Raw genomic sequence first — 21,573 nt, 5'->3', positions numbered from 1 at the left:
TGCCTTACATTAACTGGTAGGACCAGTTTGAAAACTTTGCACAGATCCACATACCTATCAGTAATAATACAGCGCAGTGTCTTATTCTTGGGTAAATTTTACAAATTTATATAAAAATAACTGGTAGGACCAGTAAAGTTAAAGATTGACCTATCCGTTCCTAGCAACCAAGATCTATGCAATAAAACTCATAATAACGAAGCCATACCTCAACACAGGACAGGATTGATGAACATACTCCATGATGAGCGCCTTGATGGTGTGCTGCCCATGCCGGACCGTACAGCATTACTGCACAAGCTCAGCATTCGCTTGCCCGATCTACATGTTTTACACCGTGATGAAGAACTCAAACCTTATGAGTGTGATGGTTTGGCCGCCTATCGAGCTACCCCTTTACTAGTGGTCCTACCGGAAACGCTGGAGCAGGTTCAGATCATCATGCAAACCTGCAACGAGCTGAAAGTACCGGTGGTCGCCCGCGGTGCAGGCACAGGTCTATCAGGTGGTGCACTGCCGCTGGAACAGGGCGTGCTGCTGGTCATGGCTAAATTCAATCGCATCCTTGAAGTGAATCCCGAGGGGCGCTTTGCACGGGTTCAGCCAGGGGTTCGAAACCTGGCCATTTCTGAAGCCTGTGCAATACACAGCCTGTATTACGCTCCAGACCCTTCCTCACAAATTGCCTGTTCTATCGGTGGCAATGTGGCGGAAAACGCTGGTGGTGTGCACTGCCTGAAATATGGCCTGACCGTACACAACCTGATCAGTGTTGACATTATCACCGTGGAAGGTGAACAGATGACGCTGGGCAGTGATGCGCTGGACTCACCCGGTTTTGATCTAATGGCCTTATTTACTGGCTCCGAGGGCATGCTGGGTATTGTTGTAGAAGTCAAAGTTAAACTGCTACCCAAACCGCAGGTCGCCCGTGTGCTCATGGCCAGTTTTGATGATGTTGAAAAAGCCGGGCTGGCCGTGGGTAATATTATTGCCGCCGGTATTATTCCCGGTGGTCTGGAAATGATGGACAACCTCGCCATACGCGCTGCTGAAGACTTTATTCATGCCGGTTATCCGGTGGAAGCCGAAGCGATTTTGCTTTGCGAGCTCGATGGCGTTGAATCCGATGTTGATGAAGAAAGCGCCCGGGTTCAGGAAGTGCTGGAGCAATCCGGTGCCACAGCCGTACAAACGGCCAAAGATGAAGCGGAGCGCCAGCGTTTCTGGGCCGGTCGTAAAAATGCCTTTCCTGCCGTAGGACGCATCTCACCGGATTATTACTGCATGGACGGCACCATTCCACGGCGTGAATTACCTGGCGTATTGAAAGGCATTGCCGAACTGTCTGAGCGCTATGACCTGAGGGTTGCCAATGTGTTTCATGCTGGCGATGGCAACATGCACCCACTGATATTGTTTGATGCAGATGTACCCGGTGGCCTGGAAAAAGCCGAAGCACTGGGCGGACAAATTCTGGAACTCTGCGTCAAGGTCGGCGGTTCCATTACCGGTGAGCATGGAGTGGGCCGGGAGAAGATCAATCAGATGTGTTCACAATTCAATGACGATGAACTGGAACTCTTCCATGCGGTAAAAGCCGCATTCGACCCGGATCGCCTGCTCAACCCTGGCAAAAATATCCCGACACTACACCGCTGTGCCGAATTTGGTGCCATGCATATTCATCATGGCGAACTACCCTTCCCAGAACTGGAGCGTTTCTGATGTCTGCAGCCAACTCTCAAACAGATCAACAGACTCACCACCGCCCGGGAGAACGACCCGTCAGCCAGACGGAAGCGGCCCTGCTGGAGCAGGTCTGTGAAGCGCTACACCAAGCGACACCGCTACGAATTCAAGGTGGAAACTCTAAACATTTCCTCGGCCGAAAAACCCAGGGAGAGGTACTGGATATCACCGCTCATCAGGGCGTGGTCAGCTATGACCCAACCGAGCTGGTGATTACGGTACGCGCCGGTACATCCATGCAACAACTGGAAACCCTGCTGGCCGAGCAAGGGCAGATACTAGGCTGTGAGCCGCCCCACCTGGGCGACAACGCCACGGTGGGTGGCATGGTCGCGACTGGCCTGTCCGGTCCACGCCGCCCCTGGTCAGGCTCTGTCCGCGACTTTGTACTGGGCACCAAAGTCATCACCGGGCACGGCAAACTGCTGCGCTTTGGCGGTGAGGTGATGAAAAATGTCGCCGGTTATGACCTGTCCCGCCTGATGGCCGGTAGCTTTGGCTGCCTGGGTGTACTCACCGAAGTTTCCATGAAAGTCCTGCCAAAGCCGCGTCATGAGTACCACTTGAGCATGCCTTGCGATCAGGCAGACGCGCTGCAGAAGCTAAGCCTCTGGGGACAGCAGCCGCTACCAATCACAGCCGCCTGTCACTATCAGGATCAACTCTATCTGCGCCTGGAGGGCGGTGAAGCCTCGGTGAAAAACTTTGCGGATAGCCTGCAGGGCCAGGAAATCGATCCGGAATTTTGGACACAACTCAAAGAGCAGCGGCTGGCATTTTTTCATGACTCTCGCCCGCTGTGGCGACTCTCCCTGCCTGCCAATGCCTCACAGCCTGATCTGGATGGTGATTGTCTGATCGACTGGGGTGGCGCACAGCGCTGGATCAAAACTGACCAGCTGGAAACAGCGGTAAGGGAAGCGGCGATACACGCCGGGGGCCATGCCACCTGCTATACCCCAGATCTCACAGATCAGCCATTGCATCCGCTACAACCTTTACTGATTCGCTATCATCAGCAACTCAAGGCGCAACTGGATCCGAAAGGCATCTTTAACCCCGGACGCATGTACAGCGACTATTAAGCAGTAGAGATAAATACTATGCAAACCAACCTGTCTGAAGACGCTAAAAAACTGCCCCGCGCCCAAGAGGCTGAAGATATCCTGCGTAGCTGTGTGCACTGTGGTTTCTGCACGGCAACCTGCCCAACCTATCAACTGCTCGGTGATGAGCTGGATGGACCGCGTGGACGCATCTACCTGATGAAGAGCTTCTTCGAAGGGGGTGAAGTCACCCGGGAAACCCAGGCCCATCTGGACCGCTGCCTGACCTGTCGCAACTGTGAAACCACCTGCCCGTCAGGGGTTAATTACCATGCCCTGCTGGACATAGGTCGTGCGGCTATAGAAGACAAAGTAGGACGCCCTTTCAGTGAAAAACTGGTACGCAGTGCCCTGCGCAAGGTTATTCCCAATCCACAGATCTTTGATCCCTTGATGAAAACTGGCCAGTTGTTTAGGCCAATATTACCCACCAGTCTGAAACAAAAAATACCAGCACGCAGTATCAAGGCAAAACCACGCCCTGATAATCAACATGTCCGAAAAATGCTGATTCTGGAAGGCTGCGTTCAACCTTCACTGTCACCCAACACCAATGCGGCGACCGCTCGTGTTTTAGATAAACTGGGCATTCAGGTCATAACGGCCAAAGAGGCTGGTTGCTGTGGCGCGGTGGACTACCATTTGAATGCACATGAAGCCGGACTGGTTCGGGCACGACAGAATATTGATGCCTGGTGGCCGATGATCGAATCCGGTGCTGAAGCGATCATTCAAACTGCCAGCGGCTGCGGTGCATTTGTAAAAGACTATGGCCATCTACTCAAAGATGACCCTGTCTACGCTGATAAAGCCAACAAGATCAGCACACTGAACAAGGACCTGGTGGAAATACTGGCCAATGAAGATCTTGCTCCATTAAGCCTGAACAGCCATCAAAAGCTGGCTTTTCATTGCCCCTGTACTCTGCAGCACGCGCTCAAACTTAACGGTGCGGTTGAGGGGGTGTTACGCCGACTCGGATTTACCTTGACCGCAGTACCCGATGCCCATTTGTGCTGCGGTTCAGCTGGCACCTATTCGGTCACCCAACCCGAGCTATCCATTCAACTCAGAGATAACAAACTAAACGCATTAGAAAGCGGCAAGCCTGATATGATCGTCACCGCTAATATTGGCTGCCAGACACACCTCAATGGTGCTGGACGTACGGAAGTACGTCACTGGATTGAAATCGTTGAAGATGCACTCAGCTAATTACCGACAAGAAAAACACAACAGGAGATCACCCATGTACACAAAACAGGCACTTACACTGTCAGAAGCCAACCAACTGATTGACGCCGCCTTCACCGAAGCCAAACAAAATGGCTGGGCTGTGGCAGTCGCCGTAGTTGATGACGGTGGCCACCTGCTGTCAATGCAACGTATGCAGGACTGCGCGCCAGTCGGTGCTTATATCGCCGTCGAAAAAGCACGCACCGCTGCCCTGGGTCGGCGTGAAACCAAAATTTATGAAGATATGATTAATGCCGGTCGTAGTGCGTTCCTGTCAGCGCCAGTTATCAGCGCTACGCTAGAGGGTGGTGTACCGGTGATTCATGAAGGACAGGTCATAGCGGCCGTCGGTGTTTCAGGAGTAAAACCAGACCAGGATGCTCAGGTTGCCAAAGCCGGTGTTGCTGGTCTGCAAATCTAAACAGAACTTTTTCCTATCGGAAAAGCCGTTTAAAATCGGCTTTTCCATTCACACCGCCAAAACCCACCTGCTTTTTTGTTAAATTTCAGAAAATTATTCTATTTCAATACATTATACTTTTTACAGGAATTATTATTGTTTTTTACGCCATAATAGATTTTTTAACTGAGTATTATTTTTATTTCAAAACTAAACACTAGCACATAAATAGATATTAGCTTTTTGTTACTGCAAAATACCTTCCCTTAGTGTCGAAGCCTAAAGGTTATAAGAAACACTCGTATCTATAACCTCAAGCTTATCGACAAAGGCCAACAACAATAACGAACCGGAATCTCATCATGGAAACACTGGTTAATACTCTTAACGGTTTTATCTGGAGTGATGCTCTGATCTTTCTGTGCCTTGGCGCAGGTCTTTTCTACTCCATCCTGACGCGTTTTGCGCAGGTACGTCACTTCAAAGAAATGTGGCGTCTACTGTTCAACTCCAACGAGACGGACAAAGGTATCTCTTCATTTCAAGCACTTGCCGTGTCGCTTTCTGGCCGTGTGGGCGTCGGTAACATCGCAGGTGTTGCCGCAGCTATAGGTTTTGGTGGCCCTGGCGCCATTTTCTGGATGTGGGTAGTGGCCTTTCTGGGTGCAAGTACCGCCTATGCCGAATCCACTCTGGGTCAGATCTACAAGGTTAATGACAATGGCCAGTACCGCGGTGGTCCAGCCTACTACTTTGAACGCTGTCTGGGCTGGAAATGGCTCGGTGTACTTTTTGCCATTTCAGCGATAATCGCCTGTGGTGTTTTCCTGCCAGGTATCCAGGCAAATGCGGTCGGTAACGCCGTTGCTCAAGTATTTGGTGAAGGGCAGATAGTGTCCAGTAGCTTTGGCGAAGTCGGCAGCACCAAACTGATTGCACTGGCGATTATACTTATCGTGCTTGCTTTCATTATCTTTGGTGGCATCAAACGCATCGCCCACTTCACTCAGTTTGTCGTACCCTTTATGGCACTGGGCTACATCATCATGGCGATGATCATTATTTTCCTCAACCTGGATAAAGTACCTGGGGTATTTGGGCTGATATTCTCTGATGCCTTTACCGCTCAAGCGGGTTTTGGTGCAGCCATTGGCTGGGGCGTTAAACGCGGCATCTACTCCAACGAAGCGGGTCAGGGTACCGGTCCTCATGCGGCAGCGGCAGCTGAAGTAGAGCATCCTGCCCAGCAAGGTCTGGTACAAGCCTTCTCGGTTTATGTCGACACGCTGTTTATCTGCACGGCCACAGCCCTGATGATTCTGATCACTCAGCAGTACAATGTTCAGGGCTCTCTGGAAGCAGGCCAGTTCATTGTTCAGAACGTCGCCGCTGGCACTGAAATCGGTTCACCGGCCTTTACGCAACTGGCATTGCAGAGTGTATTCGGTGGCGTAGGTCCCATTTTTGTGGGCATTGCGCTGTTCTTCTTCGCCTTCACTACCATTCTGGCCTACTACTACATTGCCGAAACCAACGTAGCTTATCTACGCCGTGCACTGAAGTTGGAAATTCCTCTGTTTATCGTCAAGCTGGTGATCATGTTCATGGTCGCTTACGGTACCGTCAACACCGCTGGCTACATCTGGGGTCTGGGTGACGTCGGCGTTGGTCTGATGGCCTGGATCAACATTCTTGGTATTCTAGTGATCTTCTTCGTCTCCAAGCCAACAATGCGGGCACTGCGTGACTATGAAGAGCAACAGAAAGCCGGTGGGCCTATCACGTTTGATCCAGTAAAACTGGGCATCAAAAACGCCACCTTCTGGGAAGAACGCCTAGAAAAGCAGAAGTCTGAATAAACCAGCCCTGCAACACAAACACACAAGCCCGGCATCGTCCGGGCTTTTTATGTACAGAATATACAGTATGCCGCTAGCGCAAGGATGCGCCTGCATTTTCTGCAAGCCAGTCGTCCACAACACTATATTTAGTGGATTTTTTCAGTGAATCCACTTACTATCCCATAACATGGATGCATGCGATTTGGAACGCGTCTTTAATAAGTATTCGGAGGATCAAATGGATTTTAATCTAAAAAAAGCAATCACCGTTGGTTGTACTTGTTTCTTTTTAGCAGGCTGTGCAGCAAACCAATCCCAGGTAGAATCAAGTAACTACCCTTCTTCGCAAGTAATGGAATCCATTAGCTGGGTTTCTCAAACCCTGGTTACCTCACCTTACCTGCAAATGCTACAACAAAACGACAGTAGCTTGCAGATTGGATTTCCCGATATTCAAGCCTTCAGTTTTGACGGTGCAAGCTTAAGCCAGGAATTACAGCTGGCGCTCACTGATATTGCCGAGGCGCTAATTGCCCAACCGATTTTGAGTGCCGAAGTCATTGGTCACACCGACAATATTGGTAATGCAGAATACAATCAGACCCTCTCAGAAAATCGTGCTCATCAGGTTGCTGACTATTTAGCGCAACAAGGCGTGCATATGACACGGATTAAAGTCACAGGAATGGGACCCTCTGCCCCTATCGCTGACAATAAAACAGCGGAAGGCCGGGCAGCTAATCGTCGAGTCGAACTCATCATCTCTGAATAACCAATGTTTTTATTCAACGCTTTTGACACACTTCCTGAATTGTCGTATCTAGTGCTCCGGAATGCGGCACATAGCACAACGAACCTTGAGCATACAAAACATTGCCTGTAGCCCCTGTACGCAAAAAGGCCCCAAAAGGGGCCTTTTATCATCCATCGAAGGGCTTCAAATCAAAGCAACAAACGCCGAATATCGCTGAGCAAGCCATTCAATTCCGTCAGGAAACGACCGGCATCACTACCGTTGATAGCGCGATGGTCATAGGAAAGACACAGCGGCAACATCAGGCGTGGCTCAAACTCCTTACCATTCCAACGTGGTTTGATATCCGCTTTGGAAACGCCCAGTATGGCCACTTCAGGTGCATTCACAATTGGTGTAAAGCCCGTGCCGCCAATGCCACCCAAACTTGAGATAGTAAAGCAGGCGCCCTGCATCTCGTTTGGTTTAAGTTTGCGATCTTTCGCCTTACCCGCCAGCTCAGCCGCTTCTTTGGACAGGTCGTAAACGCTCTTTTTATCAGCGTCTTTGATGACCGGCACCATCAAGCCATTCGGGGTATCGACTGCCAAACCTATGTTGACATACTTCTTATACACCACATGCTCACCATCGGCGTGCAGGGAAGCATTGAATTTCTGATGACGCGACAGCGCAAGGGCGCAGGCTTTAATCAGGAAAGGTAGTGGTGTCAGCTTCACACCTGACTTCAATGCCTCTTCCTTCATCTCCTTACGGAAAGCTTCCAGCTCGGTGATATCGGCATCATCAAACTGGGTCACATGAGGAATATTTAACCAGCAACGAGCCATGTTATCGCGGGTCAGGCGAGCAATTTTGCTCAATTTGACCATCTCGATTTCACCAAACTGACTGAAATCCACCTCAGGTATTGCCGGTATTCCCGAACCACCCGTGATAGCAGCCTGAGGCTTATCGGTGATCTGTTTCAGTGCTGTTTTAACGTAGAGCTGCACATCTTCTTTGAGTATACGGCTTTTCGGTCCAGTACCACTGACTTTGGACAGATCAACACCGAACTCACGCGCCAGGGCACGCACAGCGGGGCCAGCATGCACTTGACGATTGCTCTTTTCCAACGCATTCAGATCTGCTGCAGGAGCGGTTTTCGCAGCGACAGGGGCTGTTTCAGCGGCAGGAGCAACTTTAGATGCGACTGGCTTTTCCTCTGCGGCCACAGGGGCTGGCGCACTTCCGACGACTTCAAGTTCCAGTAACAGGTCGTTTTCATTAACCTTGTCACCTTCTTTAATGTGCATCGCTTTGATCACACCCGACTTAGGTGCAGGGACTTCCATCGATGCCTTGTCAGTTTCCAGTGTGATCAGACTATCGCCTTCACTGACACTGTCACCCGCTTTAACCAATACTTCAATAACATCCACATCCGTCGCGCCGCTGAGATCGGGTATCAGCACTTTTTCCACACCGCCTGAAGCGGCTGGTGCAGGTGCCGGCGTACTGGCACTCGCTTCTTTAGCAGGTGCAACAGGGGCTTCTGCCGATGCAGGCGCAGCGGCAGCGGCACCCTCAACCTCAAGCTCCAGTAACAGGTCATTTTCGCTAACCTTGTCACCCTCCTTGATGTGCAACGCTTTGATCACCCCCGACTTAGGCGAAGGGACTTCCATCGATGCCTTGTCGGTTTCAAGTGTAATCAAACTGTCGCCTTCGCTAACACTGTCACCCACCTTGACAAGGACCTCGATGACATCAACATCGCTGGCGCCGCTCAAATCAGGGATCAAGACTTTTTCAACGCCGCCGGAAGCGGCTGCCTGAGCGGCTGATGAAGCTGGCGCAGGCGCCGCTTCAGCAGCAGGCTTTTTTTCTGCCGCCGGTTCCGCTACGGCTTGCTCACCGTCTTCTACTTCCAATTCAACAACAGCATCACCTTCACTACAGGTCTCACCTTCTTTCAGTAATAACTTGGTGACTTTACCTGCCGCTGTGGACGGGACCTCCATCGAGGCTTTATCGGTTTCCAGTACAATCAGGGAATCGCCTTCGGCTACCACATCACCCTCTTTGACACAGAGTTCAATGATATCTACGCCTTCATAGCCACCAATGTCTGGAACTGTTACGGTAATTTTACTCACATTCGTATCCTCTCGCTTAACCAGTCAGAAGTGCCTGTATCACACGGTCCAAGGGGCCGGTTTTTCAGGGTTGATATTGAACTTCTGCATGGCCTTGGCGACAACGGAGGCCTCCAGCTTGCCATCTTCCTGCAGTGCTTTGAGTGCTGCAACCACCACATAGTGTCGATTCACTTCGAAGAACTCACGCAACTTGGCACGGGTGTCAGAACGACCAAAACCATCGGTACCCAGTACTTTGTAACGGCGCGGGATATACTCGCGCAGTTGATCCGCGTACAGGCGCATATAGTCTGTCGATGCCACTACAGGCCCTTCGCGTCCTTTCAGACACTGCTCCACATAGGATTCACGTGGTTGTTCTTCAGGGTGCAACATATTCCAGCGGTACACAGCCTGAGCATCACGGCGCAGCTCATTGATTGATGTCGTACTCCAAACGTCAGCCTCGACACCAAACTCTTCACGCAGAATAGTGGCCGCTTCGCGGACTTCGCGCAGGATTGAACCACAACCCATCAACTGTACCCGCAAGTCGGCTTTTTTGCCCTCTTCAAGCAGGTACATACCCTTGATGATGCCTTCTTCCGCTCCGGCTGGCATATCAGGATGCTGATAATTTTCGTTCAGCGTTGTTACGTAGTAAAACTTGTTTTCCTGATCATGGAACATACGCTTCAGACCGTCCTGAATAATCACGGTCAATTCATAGCTGTAAGTAGGATCATAGCTGACACAGTTAGGAATCATCTGCGCCATCAAGTGACTGTGGCCATCCTGATGCTGCAGACCTTCACCATTCAGCGTAGTACGTCCTGAGGTTGCCCCGATCAGGAAACCACGTGCCTGTGAATCACCCGCGGCCCAAATCAAATCCATCACACGCTGGAAGCCGAACATGGAATAGAAGATATAGAAGGGAATCACAGGGCAGTTGTTGTTACTGTAAGAGGTGGCACAAGCCAACCAGGCGCTGAACGCACCGGCTTCGTTGATCCCCTCTTCCAGTATCTGGCCAGTTTTCGACTCTTTATAGAACATGATCTGATCACGATCATGTGGCGTGTAACGTTGACCTTGAGAGGTGTAGATACCCAACTGGCGGAACATACCCTCCATACCGAAGGTACGCGCTTCATCCGGTACAATCGGTACCACACGATTGCCAATGTTTTTATCTTTAACCAGCGTACTCATCACTCGGTTCAACGCCATCTGCGTTGAGATTTCACGCTCACCGGTACCCTTGAGCTGACTACTGAAAGTCTCCAGATCAGGTGTTTCCAGTTTATCGAAACTGCTGCGTCGGGCAGGATAAAAACCGCCCAGTTGCTTACGCCGCTCAAACATGTACTTCATTTCAGGTGAGTCTGGCGATGGGCGGTAATAAGGCACTGTCTCTAACTGATCATCGGTCAGCGGAATGTTGAAGTTGTCACGGAAGAGTTTAAGGTCTTCCAGCGCCACTTTTTTCAGTGAATGGGTATCGTTTTTAGCCTGTCCTGACTGCCCGGTACCATATCCCTTAACGGTTTGTGCCAGGATTACGGTAGGCTGACCTTTATGACTCATCGCTGCATGATAGGCTGCGTAGACTTTGTAAGGATCATGTCCACCGCGGTTCAGGTTCATGATTTCCTGATCTGTCATATCCTTGACCATTTCCAGCAACTCGGGGTATTTGCCGAAGAAATGCTCACGAGTATAAGCGCCGCCATTAGCCTTATAGTTCTGCAGTTCACCATCGACAACTTCATCCATGCGCTTCTGCAGTAAACCCTTGTCGTCTTTATCAAACAACGGGTCCCAATGACGACCCCATAGGCACTTGATGACATTCCATCCGGCACCACGGAAAATGGATTCCAGTTCCTGAACGATCTTGCCATTACCACGCACCGGACCATCCAGGCGTTGCAGGTTACAGTTGACCACAAACACCAGGTTTTCCAACTGCTCACGGCCAGCCAGCGAAATGGCACCTAATGACTCAGGCTCATCACACTCACCATCGCCCAGGAAGGCCCAGACTTTACGCTCACCGCGCTTAACCAGATCGCGAGCTGACAGATAACGCATAACATGCGCCTGATAGATCGCCTGAATCGGTCCCAGCCCCATAGATACGGTCGGGAACTGCCAGAAGTCTGGCATCAGCCAAGGATGCGGATAAGAAGGCAGACCGTTACCATCCACTTCGCGACGGAAATTATCCATCTGCTCTTCTGTCAAGCGCCCTTCAAGGTAAGCACGGGCATAAATACCCGGAGAAATATGGCCCTGAAAAAACACCATATCCGACTCACGATCCCCTTCTGGACCATGAAAGAAATAGTTAAAGCCTATGTCATACAGCGTAGCGGATGAAGAAAAACTGGAAATGTGCCCACCAAGCGCATCATTATTGTCATTCGCACGCATGACCATAGCCATAGCATTCCAGCGAATAAAAGAGCGTATGCGCCGCTCCATAAATAGATCACCCGGCATCCGCACTTCATCACGTGGCGAAATAGTATTGCAGTAGGGTGTTGTCAACGAACCGGCCGCACCGAGTCCGATATCAGAAGCCTTATGACCCAGCTTCTTTAAAATATAGCGCGCTCTGTCGTCACCTTCATGTTTGGCAACTGACTCAAGCGCGTCCAGCCACTCTTGAGTTTCCAATGGATCCACATCTTCTCTTATGTCGTGCACTTTGTATTCTCCGGCCAGTAGATAACTGTGTTATGAAAGCCTAGACGTATGCTGCACGTTTTGCATGCTGCACCGCACAGAAATTATTATGTAGTAATACTACCTTTTTTGATGTTTTCTGTCCATATTGCGAAAAATAGTCGCTTATACAGCACACAAATAAACGAATAGTGTAATAAATATACAAAACTTGATAAGTTAACTTGCTGTTTTTTATTATAGGTTAAGATCAGCTCGACGTAACGAGCGTTCAACACGGGTATTTTCCTTACCCTGCTCCTGCAAGGCGTCCTCAACATAAGCCAAATGATCATGAACAGCCTGCCTTGCAGCAACCGGATCACCTGTTTCAATTGCGGCAAGCAGCAGACCATGCTGTGCATGTATGGTGCGGCGGTAATCAGCTTTGGGATAAATTTTGCTCAGGTTACCACCGATATGATGGCTTAGCAGACTGAACAGCGCCCGCATCATATGCAGAAGCACGGTGTTATGCGCGGCTGCAGCAATCGAAAGATGAAACTCTACATCAGCACGTACTTCATTATCAAATTCGCGTAAATCATGAAAGCGCTGCAACTCTTCGTAACAATGGCGTATTTTTAGCTTATCCGCCGAAGTGCTGCGCAATGCGGCATAGTATGCGGATACGCCCTCCAATGCATAGCGAAACTCCAGCAAGTCGTACTGAGCTTCAGGATGACTTTCAAATAAAGCCATCAGTGGATCAGAAAAACCCGATCCGAGATTATCTGCCACATAGGTACCCCCACCCTGTCGGCTAGTCAATAAACCTTTGGCAATCAGCTTCTGTACTGCCTCACGTAACGAGGGCCTAGAAACACCAAATTTAACTGATAACTCACGTTCAGGCGGCAAGCGCTGCCCTGAATTTAGCGCGCCTTCAAGAATCATTTCTTCTATCTGCTGCATAATGACATCAGATATTTTTGGTTGCCTGACACTTTTATAGACCATCGGACTCGCTACCCTTCACTGAACAACTTCACCACAGCGGCCAGATATGAATCCGGCAGCCTATATATCCCCGTTAAAAGGAATTTAACCATAAATGGCCTGACATGGCAGTCACTTAATCGTATAGTCAGCGGTTTCAAGACGTAAACAGGTTGTTTTTATGGAAGTCACCGCTTGGATGGTTGCTGATCGTATCTTTCAGACCATATTCCCGTTGTTGGCCATTGTGCTGATCGGGTTTGTCTATGCTCGTAAACGCCCAACTGATATGTCAGTTGCCAATAAAGTAAACATCGACATTTTCACCCCAGCGCTGATTTTCTCTGTTATGTCTGCTGAGAGCTTTGACCTGCAAAATTACTACCCCCTGGCATTTGGGGCGCTAGTCGTTATTCTCGCTTCCGGCTTACTCATCTGGCCAGTGTGCCGATTTATCGGTGTCAAGCCAAAAACCTTTCTACCACCGATGATGTTCTCCAACAGCGGCAATCTAGGTATTCCATTAATTGTGCTGGCATTCGGAGAATCGGCTCTACCCGCAGCCGTGGTGTTATTTTTGGTCGAGAATTTACTTCATTTCACCCTGGGTCTGTATATTCTTGATCACAAAACCCGTTTACTTAACTTGCTGCGAATGCCGATGATCATTGCCACCCTTGCCGGGGTTGCCTGGAGCTATTCAGATATGGTTCTACCACCAGCGTTACGCACCTTTGTTGACATGCTGGGCCAAATTGCCATTCCATTGATGCTGTTTGCACTTGGGGTACGCATGACCAGTATTGACTTTACCCACTGGAAAATTGGTTTGTGGGGCGCCGTGTTGGCTCCGGCATCCGGTTTGCTAGTTGCATTAGCATTACAGCCTTTCTTGCAACTAGAACCCCAGCACTTTGCTTACTTGCTTCTGTTTGCGGCACTGCCACCAGCCGTACTCAACTATATGATTTCTGAGCGCTATAATCAGGAACCTCATTTAGTTGCTGCCATTGTGTTAATTGGCAATGTTGGCAGCTTACTGTTCATCCCGGTTGTACTGGCATTTACACTCTGACGACAAGCTCTAAGCTGCCGCCAGAGTGAGGCTGCATCAGTCCTGCACTGCGAGCTGCTCAACCTGTAACAGGTCGCGATTACGTTCCAGCGTAGCTGGACCTATACCCTGCACCTCAGTCAGCTCGTCAATACTGACAAAGCCTCCCTTTTCCGTGCGATAATCCACAATAGCCTGGGCCTTGGCCGGACCTACACCGGTTAAGGCTGCGGCAATCTGTTCAGCAGTGGCAGTATTCAGGTCAATCGGTGTAGAAGCCGATAACGGAGCGGCGAAGCATAATGCGAAGATCAGTGCTAAAGCACCAACAAATGACAGTTTCATTGTAAACCTCCATGTTTAAGAAAAACGCCGGTCTCCAGACCAGCGCCTTAAATTTAATCTGATCGGCCCTGACACACCAGAGGCTGATGCATAAAAATGCAGCCGAATTGATACAGATCAAAAATCGATCAGAAATAGCCACCCTGCTGCAATTCTTTTAATATTTGATCACAGCGGGCGGCAGGATCTTCTGCACGGGTGATGGGTCTACCAATGACCAGGTAGTTACTCCCTTGGCGCAGGGCCTCAAGCGGAGTCATAATTCGTCGTTGATCACCTGCATCCGCATCCAGCGGTCGAATTCCAGGAGTGACAAGCTTAAAGCTTTCCGGTAACTGCTGGCGCAACAGGCTAGCCTCCTGAGCAGAACACACCACACCATCAAGTCCACACTCGGCTGTCAAATTGGCTAAACGCTGCACCTGCTGCTGCGGCTCAACGGCAATACCTATCTCCGCAAGATCAGCCTGTTCCATACTCGTCAGTACGGTGACAGCAATTAACAGAGTCTGGCAGTTTGATTGTTTATCCAGCCGTTCCCGTGCGGCTTGCATCATGCGCCGACCACCGGAGGCATGCACATTAACCATCCAGACACCCAGTTCTGCCGCTGCACCGACTGCACTGGCGGTAGTATTGGGAATATCGTGAAACTTCAGATCAAGAAACACTTCAAACCCACGCGACTGCAAGGCTTCAACCACAGTCGGTCCAGCCCGGGTAAACAGCTCTTTACCCACTTTGACCCGACAAGAGTTCGGGTCCAGACGATCGGCCATATTAAGGGCAGCCCCCTGCTCAGGAAAATCCAGTGCTACTATGATCGGTTTTAACGCATCAGTCATTTTTGATATCCTGCTTCATTCGCCTTCCAACCCCTGTACAGGACGTGAACTGTCCCAGGTTTTACAGGAAGGGCACTGCCAGTAAAGTGTTTTGCTGTCATAACCACACTGGCCACAACGGTAGCGGGGTTTATTTTGCGCCAACTGCTCAGTAAGTTCGCGCAGGGTGCTTAAACTGCCTTTTACAGCAACATCACTCTGCTGTAACTGCAGACTAATCAGATAATTGAATCCCCGCAGTGATGGGTGTTTTTTTAATGCATCGATGATGTACTCAACTGCCAATTGATCACCTTGGCTCGCGTGTAGCAACTGTGCTTTTGCAACAATCAATGTGGTGGACGGATGCGGCCCCAGACATTGCTCCAAATAGCTCTGATAAGCCTTGACATTGTCCAGTTCGGTGTAACATAACCTGAGCATTTCAACTGTTTCAGGTATCATCAAGGGATCCTGATCGGCCACTTCTTTCAGATGTTTGATTGCACCGCGCCAAGCATGGCGCTGCATTCGATGCTCAGCCAACATAAGATTTGCACGTACACAGGTGGGGTCCAACTTTAACGCCTGCTTGAGTCGGCTTTCTGCATCAGTACCCTGTTCCCCGAGTCGTCCATCGGCAAGCTGACAAGCATAATGTGCCATTTCATGAGCAACAGCCGTGCGTTTGGAGTCGGGTAATTTCAACGCGGTATTCAGAGCCTTGTCCCACTCCAACTGCTTTTCATACAGCTTTGCCAGAAGTCGGCGAGCGCTATGGCGTAACTCGTCACGCGGATTATCACTGATCACTGACTGTAATAATGTTTCAGCCCTGTCCAGCAAACCTACGGCATTATAGTCTTTGGCCAAGGATATTTGTATATTCAGAAAGTCCTCATGCAACAGGTCGCTACGCGCCAATAAAGTCTGGTGCAACTCTATTGCTTTCTCATACTCACCTTTTTTCCGGAACAGATCGGCCAACGCCAGGTAGGCAGGGACCGTGTCAGAGTTAATCTCCAATACACGGATAAAACGCTCTACAGCTTCATCAGTTTTGTTGTGAATCAAAAAATTAAGGCCATGATAGTAATCACGGCCAGGTTGGGACTGAAGCGGATGGGCCGGTCGCCGATAGCGGCCTAATAGCCAACCTGCCGCTATCGCAGCCATCAGCAACGGAATCAGTACAACATAGTCTGACATATCAGGCTGGGTCTTTCAGACTCGATGTTCTCAACTTGTTAATTTCCTGGCGTGCTGAAACCATCTTTTTATTCAGATAGTAAAGTCGGGTTTTCAGAGACAGTACTACCACTGAACTCAGCAATACCCCCAAAAGCCCACCGACAGCAAATGCCCCAAGCAACCACAACGAAAGACTGGCTTGTGGTAGCGTGAAGAAAATCAGATCTATTTGCACTGGCGTCATGTTATGCAAGGTAAACAGTATCCCAGCCAGCAATACCAGCAATACAATAACCACCACAATAAAACGCTTCAGAAAACGCACGTTACAACCTCCGTCAGACCAGGTTTATCAACCGGCATTCATACTGTTGTTTACCTGATCCCGCATCTCTTTACCGGGTTTGAAATGAGGCACATATTTCGCATCCAGCGATACGGCTTCACCCGTTTTTGGGTTGCGTCCAATACGCGGAGCACGGTAATGCAGTGAAAAGCTACCAAAACCACGTATTTCGATCCGATCACCATCGGATAAGGCTTCGGTCATGTGATCGAGCATGGTTTTCACGGCCAACTCCACATCCTTGACAGATAACTGCGGGTGCTGCTCTATCAGGCGTTCAATAAGCTCTGATTTTGTCATGGTTTCCTCCACTAAAATCGATGAATGCTCATCGCTCTGCCGAACACGAGCACATAAACCACCCTCGGGCAGTTACTTGCCAGGTTATCGGCTATCTTTTTTCATCTGCGCCTTGATCAACTCGCCGATCGTTGTCGGACCAGCTGCTTCAACAGGAGCCTGCTCTTTTACCGCTTTAATAGCATCCTTTTCAGCCTGCTCAGTCAATTGCTTCACCGACAGGTTTACACTGCGATTACGGCGGTCCAGACTGATAATAATAGCATCAACCAGCGTTCCGACCGGATACAGCCCGGGAAGATTATCAACCCGGTCACGCGAAACTTCAGAGACCTTAAGCGTACCTTCAACACCCTCAGCCAACTCAACGATAGCCTGGCGTTCATCACAACTGATCACTTTACCCTGAACCTGAGCCCCTTTCGGATTTATATCAGCAAAGTTAGCAAATGGATCTGAGCTGGCCTGTTTGATGCCCAGCGCAATGCGTTCCCGTTCAGGATCTACCGACAGCACCACAGCCTCGACTTCCTGGCCTTTGCTGTACAGCTTCACAGCCTCTTCTCCTGACTCGTCCCAAGACAAGTCAGACAAGTGGACCAGACCATCGATTCCACCATCCAGACCGATAAAAATACCAAAATCTGTAATGGATTTAATCACACCGGCAACACGATCACCTTTCTTACAACGGTTCGCAAAGCCTTCCCAGGGGTTTTCACAACACTGTTTCATGCCTAGCGAGATACGACGACGTTGCTGATCAATATCCAGAATCATAACATCAACTTCATCTCCTACCTGTACAACTTTGGAGGGATGAATATTGCGGTTGGTCCAGTCCATTTCAGATACATGAACCAAGCCTTCTACACCTTCACCTATTTCGGCAAAGCAGCCATAGTCAGTCAGATTAGTAACGCGAGCCCTGACCTTGTCACCAACATTGTTTTTGCTGACCAGTTGATCCCAAGGATCAGCCTGCAGTTGTTTCAGGCCCAGAGAAACCCGGCTACGCTCTTTATCAAACTTGAGCACTTTAACATCCAGTTCCTGGCCAATGCTGAGCAGTTCACTCGGATGCTTAACGCGTTTCCAGGCCATGTCGGTAATATGCAACAAGCCATCGATACCGCCTAGCTCAACAAAGGCGCCATAGTCAGTTAGGTTTTTAATAACCCCTTTGATGACCAGGCCCTCTTCCATTTTTTCCAGCAGTTTTTCGCGTTCTTCAGTATAGGCGGCTTCAAGAACGGCGCGTCGAGAAACAACGATATTATTAGTACGGGCATCCAGCTTTACCAGCTTGAGTTCCAGTTCCTGCCCTTCGAGATAGGCAGTATCACGGACTGGGCGTACATCAACCAGCGAACCCGGCAAGAAAGCACTGATGCCATTAACATCCACGGTGAGGCCACCACGCACTTTACCGGTAATGTAGCCGGTAACGGTTTCGTTGCCTTCGTAAGCGCTTTCCAATACACCCCAGGATTCAGCTCGGCGTGCTTTTTCACGGGAGAGAAGTGTTGTGCCGAATCCATCTTCCAGTGCTTCAAGAGCCACTTTGACTTGGTCACCTACGGCAACGGTCAACTGTCCCTTGTCATCCTTAAACTGCTCTAACGGAATCACACCTTCAGATTTCAATCCAGCGTTAACGATGACGAAATCGTTTTCAACAGCCACCACCGTACCGGTGACTATGGAGCCTGGAGCCATTTCAAGCTCTTTCAGACTTTCTTCAAACAGCTCTGCAAAACTTTCGCTCATTACCCGCATCCTCAGACTGAAACTGCCTAACGCAGCCCTTTATGTTTTGCTTCATCCAGCACCACCATCAACACCTCCTCAATTGTCATTTTGGTGGTGTCAAGAATCACCGCATCAAGCGCCGGTTTCAGTGGCGAGACACTGCGGTTCATATCCCGCGCATCCCGCGCTTTTAAATCCAATACTATATCTTCAAGGCTAGCACTCAGGCCCTTGCTAATCAACTGCTTATAACGGCGACTGCCACGTTCTTCTGCACTGGCGTCCAAATAGACCTTTAGACAGGCTTCCGGGAAGATCACAGTGCCCATATCACGGCCATCAGCTATCAGGCCAGGGGCCGCAACAAAGTCACGCTGACGCTGTAGCAAAGCCTGACGCACCGAGGGCATAGCAGCTACAACCGAGGCATCAGCCCCTACTGCCTCAGTCCTGATGGTATCAGTAACTTCCTCACCTTCTAATACAATTTTAACATCATCTGCAGATCCAGCCAGAAACTGCACATCCAGATGGGCAGCCACAACTTCCAGAGATTCTTCATCATCCAGTGAAATACCATGATGCCGGGCGGCAACAGCTGTCAGGCGATACAAGGCTCCACTATCCAACAGATGCCATCCCAGGCTCTGAGCTAACAGACGACAGATTGTTCCTTTGCCGGAACCACTCGGACCATCAACAGTAATGATAGGTACTGAAACTCTGGTGGACATCAGTCCGCCTCCTTTCTGGATTAGTAGACTGCACTGCAAACAGCACAGAACCAAATTGGTAAATTCTTACAGCTACACCCGTCACTCACCCGGATTTTCTGCACCCTTGGCTGGTATATCAGCCGAGGTGGGTGCCGATGGCAATTCATAGGCCGTACCGGTCAGTAACGTGCTGAAATATTCACGCGCAATGCGTGCACGAGTGAAAATACCCAGCAATGTCTGACTGTCATCTGTATCTATCGCCTGGCGCAGGCGCGACAAGCCCGTGGTGAACTGGTCAATCTGATTCAGTAGCGCCTCCCGATTTGCCTGACAGATATCGTGCCACATGACCGGATCACTGGCGGCAATACGGGTAAAATCGCGAAAACCACCCGCGGCATAGCGAAAAATATCTTTATTTTCTTCTTCATGCGCCAGCGTATCTACTAGCGAAAAGGCCAATAGATGCGGGAGATGACTGGTAGCGGCTAATACCTCATCATGACGCTGAGGCTCCATTTGCAGTACTTCAGCACCCAGTGACTGCCATAACTCTGCAACCACGCTGACCGCTAAGGGGTCAGTTTCTGGCAAAGGGGTCAGAATCACCTTATGGCGTTCAAACAGGTCGGCATTGGCAGCCATCACGCCGCTTTTTTCCGCACCCGCTATCGGATGCCCTGGCACAAAGGTGGCTGGCATAGTTGGAAATACACGCTGAGCGGCTTCAATTATATTCATTTTAGTGCTGCCAGCATCGGTAACCAAAGTGTCTGGTCGCAATGCAGGCGCAATAGCTCCCAGCAGTTGCTCCATCGCCTTGACCGGCACAGCCAGCATCACCAGGTCAGCTTCAGCTACGGCGTCCAGCAGGGATGTGACTTGTTTATCTATCACGCCTAACTGCAGCCCCAGTTCACACTCGGCCGAATTCAAATCGTAACCGCTCACTTCATCAACAAGATGGCGTATTTTAAGTGCCTTGGCAAACGATCCACCAATCAACCCCAGGCCAATTACCAACACCTTGTTCAAGGTATATTTCACGCTATCACCTTTTTCAACACGTTCAGAAAGCGTTGATTTTCTGTTTCTGTACCCAGCGTAACACGCAAATGTTGCGGCATGGCATAGACACCCAGCGGTCTGACAATCACGCCTTGTTCGAGCAGCGCTTGATAGACAGGCAAGGCATCTTTTTCACAATCAAGGGTGATAAAATTGGCCGCCGAAGGAATATAGCTCACACCCAACTCGGCTAACCCGGCTTGCATCTGCTGCAACCCCTGTCGATTTAAACTGACTGTACGCTCCAGATACTCCCAGTCAGTCAATGCCGCCATGGCCGCTGCCTGAGCGACTGAGCTGACATTAAATGGCTGACGGACACGGTTCAGAAGATCAGTAACAACCGGATTGGCAACAGCAAAACCAACACGCAGTGCAGCCAGTCCATAGGCTTTGGAAAAGGTGCGAGTTACGATCAAATTGCTGTAGGTAGATGTGAGCGATAGACCATCCGGCGTATCGGCCTGATCGGTATACTCGCTATAGGCTTCGTCTAGAACCACGAGCACCCGTTCGGGTATACGCGCCATAAACTGCTGGAATGCCTGTTTGGACAGTAAGGTACCGGTAGGATTATTAGGATTGGCAATGAAAATGACACGAGTATATTGCGTGACGGCATCGGCCATGGTATCAAGATCGTGGCCGTAATCCCGTGCAGGCACTCTAATACCCGTGGCTCCGCAGGCTTTGACTACCAGCGGATAGACAATAAAGGCATACTCAGAATAGATCGCCTCGACCCCTTCATGCAAAAAGGCACGAGCAACCAACTCCAGAAGATCATTGGAGCCATTCCCTAGGGTCAATTGGTCAGTAGCAAGATTAAAGCGCTCACTCAGTGCCTGTTTGAGATAATATCCGTTACTGTCAGGATAACGGGTCATACCTGCCAGCACAGACTGTACCGCCGCAACAGCGGCTGGCGATGGCCCTAACGGGTTCTCGTTGCTGGCCAGTTTGACAATATCGCGAATTCCCAGTTCACGTTCCAACTCTTCCGCAGGCTTGCCTGCCTGATAGGGTTGAAGTGCCTGTACACCGGGATTTGACAGAGCTACAAAATCACAGCTCATAGCGGATTTCCTGT

19 protein-coding genes are annotated in these 21,573 nt (G+C 50.0%); 7 read left to right on the top strand and 12 right to left on the bottom strand.

Features of this window, described 5'->3' with window-relative positions:
- Positions 1-228 precede the first annotated feature (228 nt).
- The 6 genes from glcD to ACN0R1_RS02755 all read left to right on the top strand — a co-directional run bounded on the left by glcD (position 229) and on the right by ACN0R1_RS02755 (position 7,107).
- Positions 229-1,728: a glycolate oxidase subunit GlcD gene (gene glcD / locus ACN0R1_RS02780; RefSeq protein WP_417579704.1), complete on the top strand. Its 1,500-nt coding sequence runs from the start codon at positions 229-231 to the stop codon at positions 1,726-1,728.
- Positions 1,728-2,837 (top strand): glycolate oxidase subunit GlcE, encoded by a 1,110-nt coding sequence (glcE, locus tag ACN0R1_RS02775; RefSeq protein ID WP_417579702.1) that lies wholly within the window; start codon positions 1,728-1,730, stop codon positions 2,835-2,837. The genes glcD and glcE overlap by 1 nt, the downstream gene beginning before the upstream one ends.
- Positions 2,838-2,855: 18 nt before the next feature.
- Positions 2,856-4,073 carry a glycolate oxidase subunit GlcF gene (glcF, locus tag ACN0R1_RS02770; RefSeq protein ID WP_417579700.1) on the top strand — a complete coding sequence of 406 codons (1,218 nt, stop codon included), beginning with the start codon at positions 2,856-2,858 and terminating at the stop codon, positions 4,071-4,073.
- A 34-nt stretch (positions 4,074-4,107) separates the two neighbouring features.
- Positions 4,108-4,515: a GlcG/HbpS family heme-binding protein gene (locus tag ACN0R1_RS02765; RefSeq protein ID WP_417579697.1), complete on the top strand. Its 408-nt coding sequence runs from the start codon at positions 4,108-4,110 to the stop codon at positions 4,513-4,515.
- A gap of 341 nt (positions 4,516-4,856) precedes the next feature.
- Positions 4,857-6,353 carry an alanine/glycine:cation symporter family protein gene (locus tag ACN0R1_RS02760; RefSeq protein ID WP_417579695.1) on the top strand — a complete coding sequence of 499 codons (1,497 nt, stop codon included), beginning with the start codon at positions 4,857-4,859 and terminating at the stop codon, positions 6,351-6,353.
- Between the two features lie 220 nt (positions 6,354-6,573).
- Complete coding sequence (locus ACN0R1_RS02755; protein WP_417579693.1) at positions 6,574-7,107, top strand: OmpA family protein; 534 nt, start codon at positions 6,574-6,576, stop codon at positions 7,105-7,107.
- A gap of 170 nt (positions 7,108-7,277) precedes the next feature.
- Here the strand turns inward: ACN0R1_RS02755 and aceF are convergent, their stop codons facing one another.
- The 3 genes from aceF to ACN0R1_RS02740 all read right to left on the bottom strand — a co-directional run bounded on the left by aceF (position 7,278) and on the right by ACN0R1_RS02740 (position 12,905).
- On the bottom strand, positions 7,278-9,230 hold the full coding sequence (gene aceF, locus ACN0R1_RS02750; RefSeq protein ID WP_417579691.1) for a dihydrolipoyllysine-residue acetyltransferase: 1,953 nt from the start codon (positions 9,228-9,230) through the stop codon (positions 7,278-7,280).
- Positions 9,231-9,269: 39 nt separating this feature from the next.
- On the bottom strand, positions 9,270-11,927 hold the full coding sequence (gene aceE / locus ACN0R1_RS02745) for a pyruvate dehydrogenase (acetyl-transferring), homodimeric type (protein WP_417579689.1): 2,658 nt from the start codon (positions 11,925-11,927) through the stop codon (positions 9,270-9,272).
- Positions 11,928-12,143: 216 nt separating this feature from the next.
- The gene (locus tag ACN0R1_RS02740) at positions 12,144-12,905 is read right to left on the bottom strand and encodes an FCD domain-containing protein (RefSeq protein ID WP_417579687.1); all 762 of its coding nucleotides are present in this window, start codon (positions 12,903-12,905) and stop codon (positions 12,144-12,146) included.
- A 160-nt stretch (positions 12,906-13,065) separates the two neighbouring features.
- On the opposite strand from ACN0R1_RS02740, the gene ACN0R1_RS02735 reads away from it, so the two are divergent.
- Positions 13,066-13,959 (top strand): AEC family transporter, encoded by an 894-nt coding sequence (locus tag ACN0R1_RS02735; protein WP_417579685.1) that lies wholly within the window; start codon positions 13,066-13,068, stop codon positions 13,957-13,959.
- Positions 13,960-13,995: 36 nt separating this feature from the next.
- Here ACN0R1_RS02735 and ACN0R1_RS02730 read toward each other — a convergent pair whose 3' ends face one another.
- The 9 genes from ACN0R1_RS02730 to hisC form a co-directional block, all read right to left on the bottom strand.
- Positions 13,996-14,283: a ComEA family DNA-binding protein gene (locus ACN0R1_RS02730; protein WP_417579683.1), complete on the bottom strand. Its 288-nt coding sequence runs from the start codon at positions 14,281-14,283 to the stop codon at positions 13,996-13,998.
- A 128-nt stretch (positions 14,284-14,411) separates the two neighbouring features.
- Positions 14,412-15,128: an orotidine-5'-phosphate decarboxylase gene (gene pyrF / locus ACN0R1_RS02725; RefSeq protein WP_417579681.1), complete on the bottom strand. Its 717-nt coding sequence runs from the start codon at positions 15,126-15,128 to the stop codon at positions 14,412-14,414.
- Positions 15,129-15,143: 15 nt separating this feature from the next.
- Positions 15,144-16,316: a lipopolysaccharide assembly protein LapB gene (gene lapB, locus ACN0R1_RS02720; protein ID WP_417579679.1), complete on the bottom strand. Its 1,173-nt coding sequence runs from the start codon at positions 16,314-16,316 to the stop codon at positions 15,144-15,146.
- A gap of 1 nt (position 16,317) precedes the next feature.
- Positions 16,318-16,623 carry a lipopolysaccharide assembly protein LapA domain-containing protein gene (locus ACN0R1_RS02715; protein ID WP_417579677.1) on the bottom strand — a complete coding sequence of 102 codons (306 nt, stop codon included), beginning with the start codon at positions 16,621-16,623 and terminating at the stop codon, positions 16,318-16,320.
- Positions 16,624-16,650: 27 nt separating this feature from the next.
- A complete protein-coding gene (ihfB, locus tag ACN0R1_RS02710) occupies positions 16,651-16,962 on the bottom strand; it encodes an integration host factor subunit beta (protein ID WP_417579962.1) in 312 nt (103 codons plus the stop codon).
- Positions 16,963-17,028: 66 nt separating this feature from the next.
- Complete coding sequence (rpsA, locus tag ACN0R1_RS02705) at positions 17,029-18,714, bottom strand: 30S ribosomal protein S1 (protein WP_417579675.1); 1,686 nt, start codon at positions 18,712-18,714, stop codon at positions 17,029-17,031.
- A gap of 26 nt (positions 18,715-18,740) precedes the next feature.
- Positions 18,741-19,430, bottom strand: coding sequence for a (d)CMP kinase (cmk, locus tag ACN0R1_RS02700; RefSeq protein WP_417579673.1), 690 nt, complete (start codon positions 19,428-19,430; stop codon positions 18,741-18,743).
- Between the two features lie 81 nt (positions 19,431-19,511).
- Positions 19,512-20,462 (bottom strand): prephenate dehydrogenase/arogenate dehydrogenase family protein, encoded by a 951-nt coding sequence (locus ACN0R1_RS02695; RefSeq protein ID WP_417579671.1) that lies wholly within the window; start codon positions 20,460-20,462, stop codon positions 19,512-19,514.
- Positions 20,459-21,559, bottom strand: coding sequence for a histidinol-phosphate transaminase (gene hisC / locus ACN0R1_RS02690; protein WP_417579669.1), 1,101 nt, complete (start codon positions 21,557-21,559; stop codon positions 20,459-20,461). The genes ACN0R1_RS02695 and hisC overlap by 4 nt, the downstream gene beginning before the upstream one ends.
- Positions 21,560-21,573: the final 14 nt, after the last annotated feature.

The organism is Nitrincola sp., from assembly GCF_048264025.1.
Classification (GTDB): Bacteria; Pseudomonadota; Gammaproteobacteria; order Pseudomonadales; family Balneatricaceae; genus Nitrincola.
This window is presented reverse-complemented; position numbering and strand designations above follow the sequence as displayed.

Coding starts and splice junctions, on each gene's coding strand:
- lapB (WP_417579679.1), bottom strand. CDS start 16,316: ATGTCAGACTATGTTGTACTGATTCCGTTGCTGATGGCTGCGATAGCG.
- glcE (WP_417579702.1), top strand. CDS start 1,728: ATGTCTGCAGCCAACTCTCAAACAGATCAACAGACTCACCACCGCCCG.
- cmk (WP_417579673.1), bottom strand. CDS start 19,430: ATGTCCACCAGAGTTTCAGTACCTATCATTACTGTTGATGGTCCGAGT.
- glcD (WP_417579704.1), top strand. CDS start 229: ATGAACATACTCCATGATGAGCGCCTTGATGGTGTGCTGCCCATGCCG.
- hisC (WP_417579669.1), bottom strand. CDS start 21,559: ATGAGCTGTGATTTTGTAGCTCTGTCAAATCCCGGTGTACAGGCACTT.
- pyrF (WP_417579681.1), bottom strand. CDS start 15,128: ATGACTGATGCGTTAAAACCGATCATAGTAGCACTGGATTTTCCTGAG.
- ACN0R1_RS02730 (WP_417579683.1), bottom strand. CDS start 14,283: ATGAAACTGTCATTTGTTGGTGCTTTAGCACTGATCTTCGCATTATGC.
- ACN0R1_RS02760 (WP_417579695.1), top strand. CDS start 4,857: ATGGAAACACTGGTTAATACTCTTAACGGTTTTATCTGGAGTGATGCT.
- ACN0R1_RS02735 (WP_417579685.1), top strand. CDS start 13,066: ATGGAAGTCACCGCTTGGATGGTTGCTGATCGTATCTTTCAGACCATA.
- glcF (WP_417579700.1), top strand. CDS start 2,856: ATGCAAACCAACCTGTCTGAAGACGCTAAAAAACTGCCCCGCGCCCAA.
- rpsA (WP_417579675.1), bottom strand. CDS start 18,714: ATGAGCGAAAGTTTTGCAGAGCTGTTTGAAGAAAGTCTGAAAGAGCTT.
- ACN0R1_RS02755 (WP_417579693.1), top strand. CDS start 6,574: ATGGATTTTAATCTAAAAAAAGCAATCACCGTTGGTTGTACTTGTTTC.
- ACN0R1_RS02765 (WP_417579697.1), top strand. CDS start 4,108: ATGTACACAAAACAGGCACTTACACTGTCAGAAGCCAACCAACTGATT.
- ACN0R1_RS02740 (WP_417579687.1), bottom strand. CDS start 12,905: ATGGTCTATAAAAGTGTCAGGCAACCAAAAATATCTGATGTCATTATG.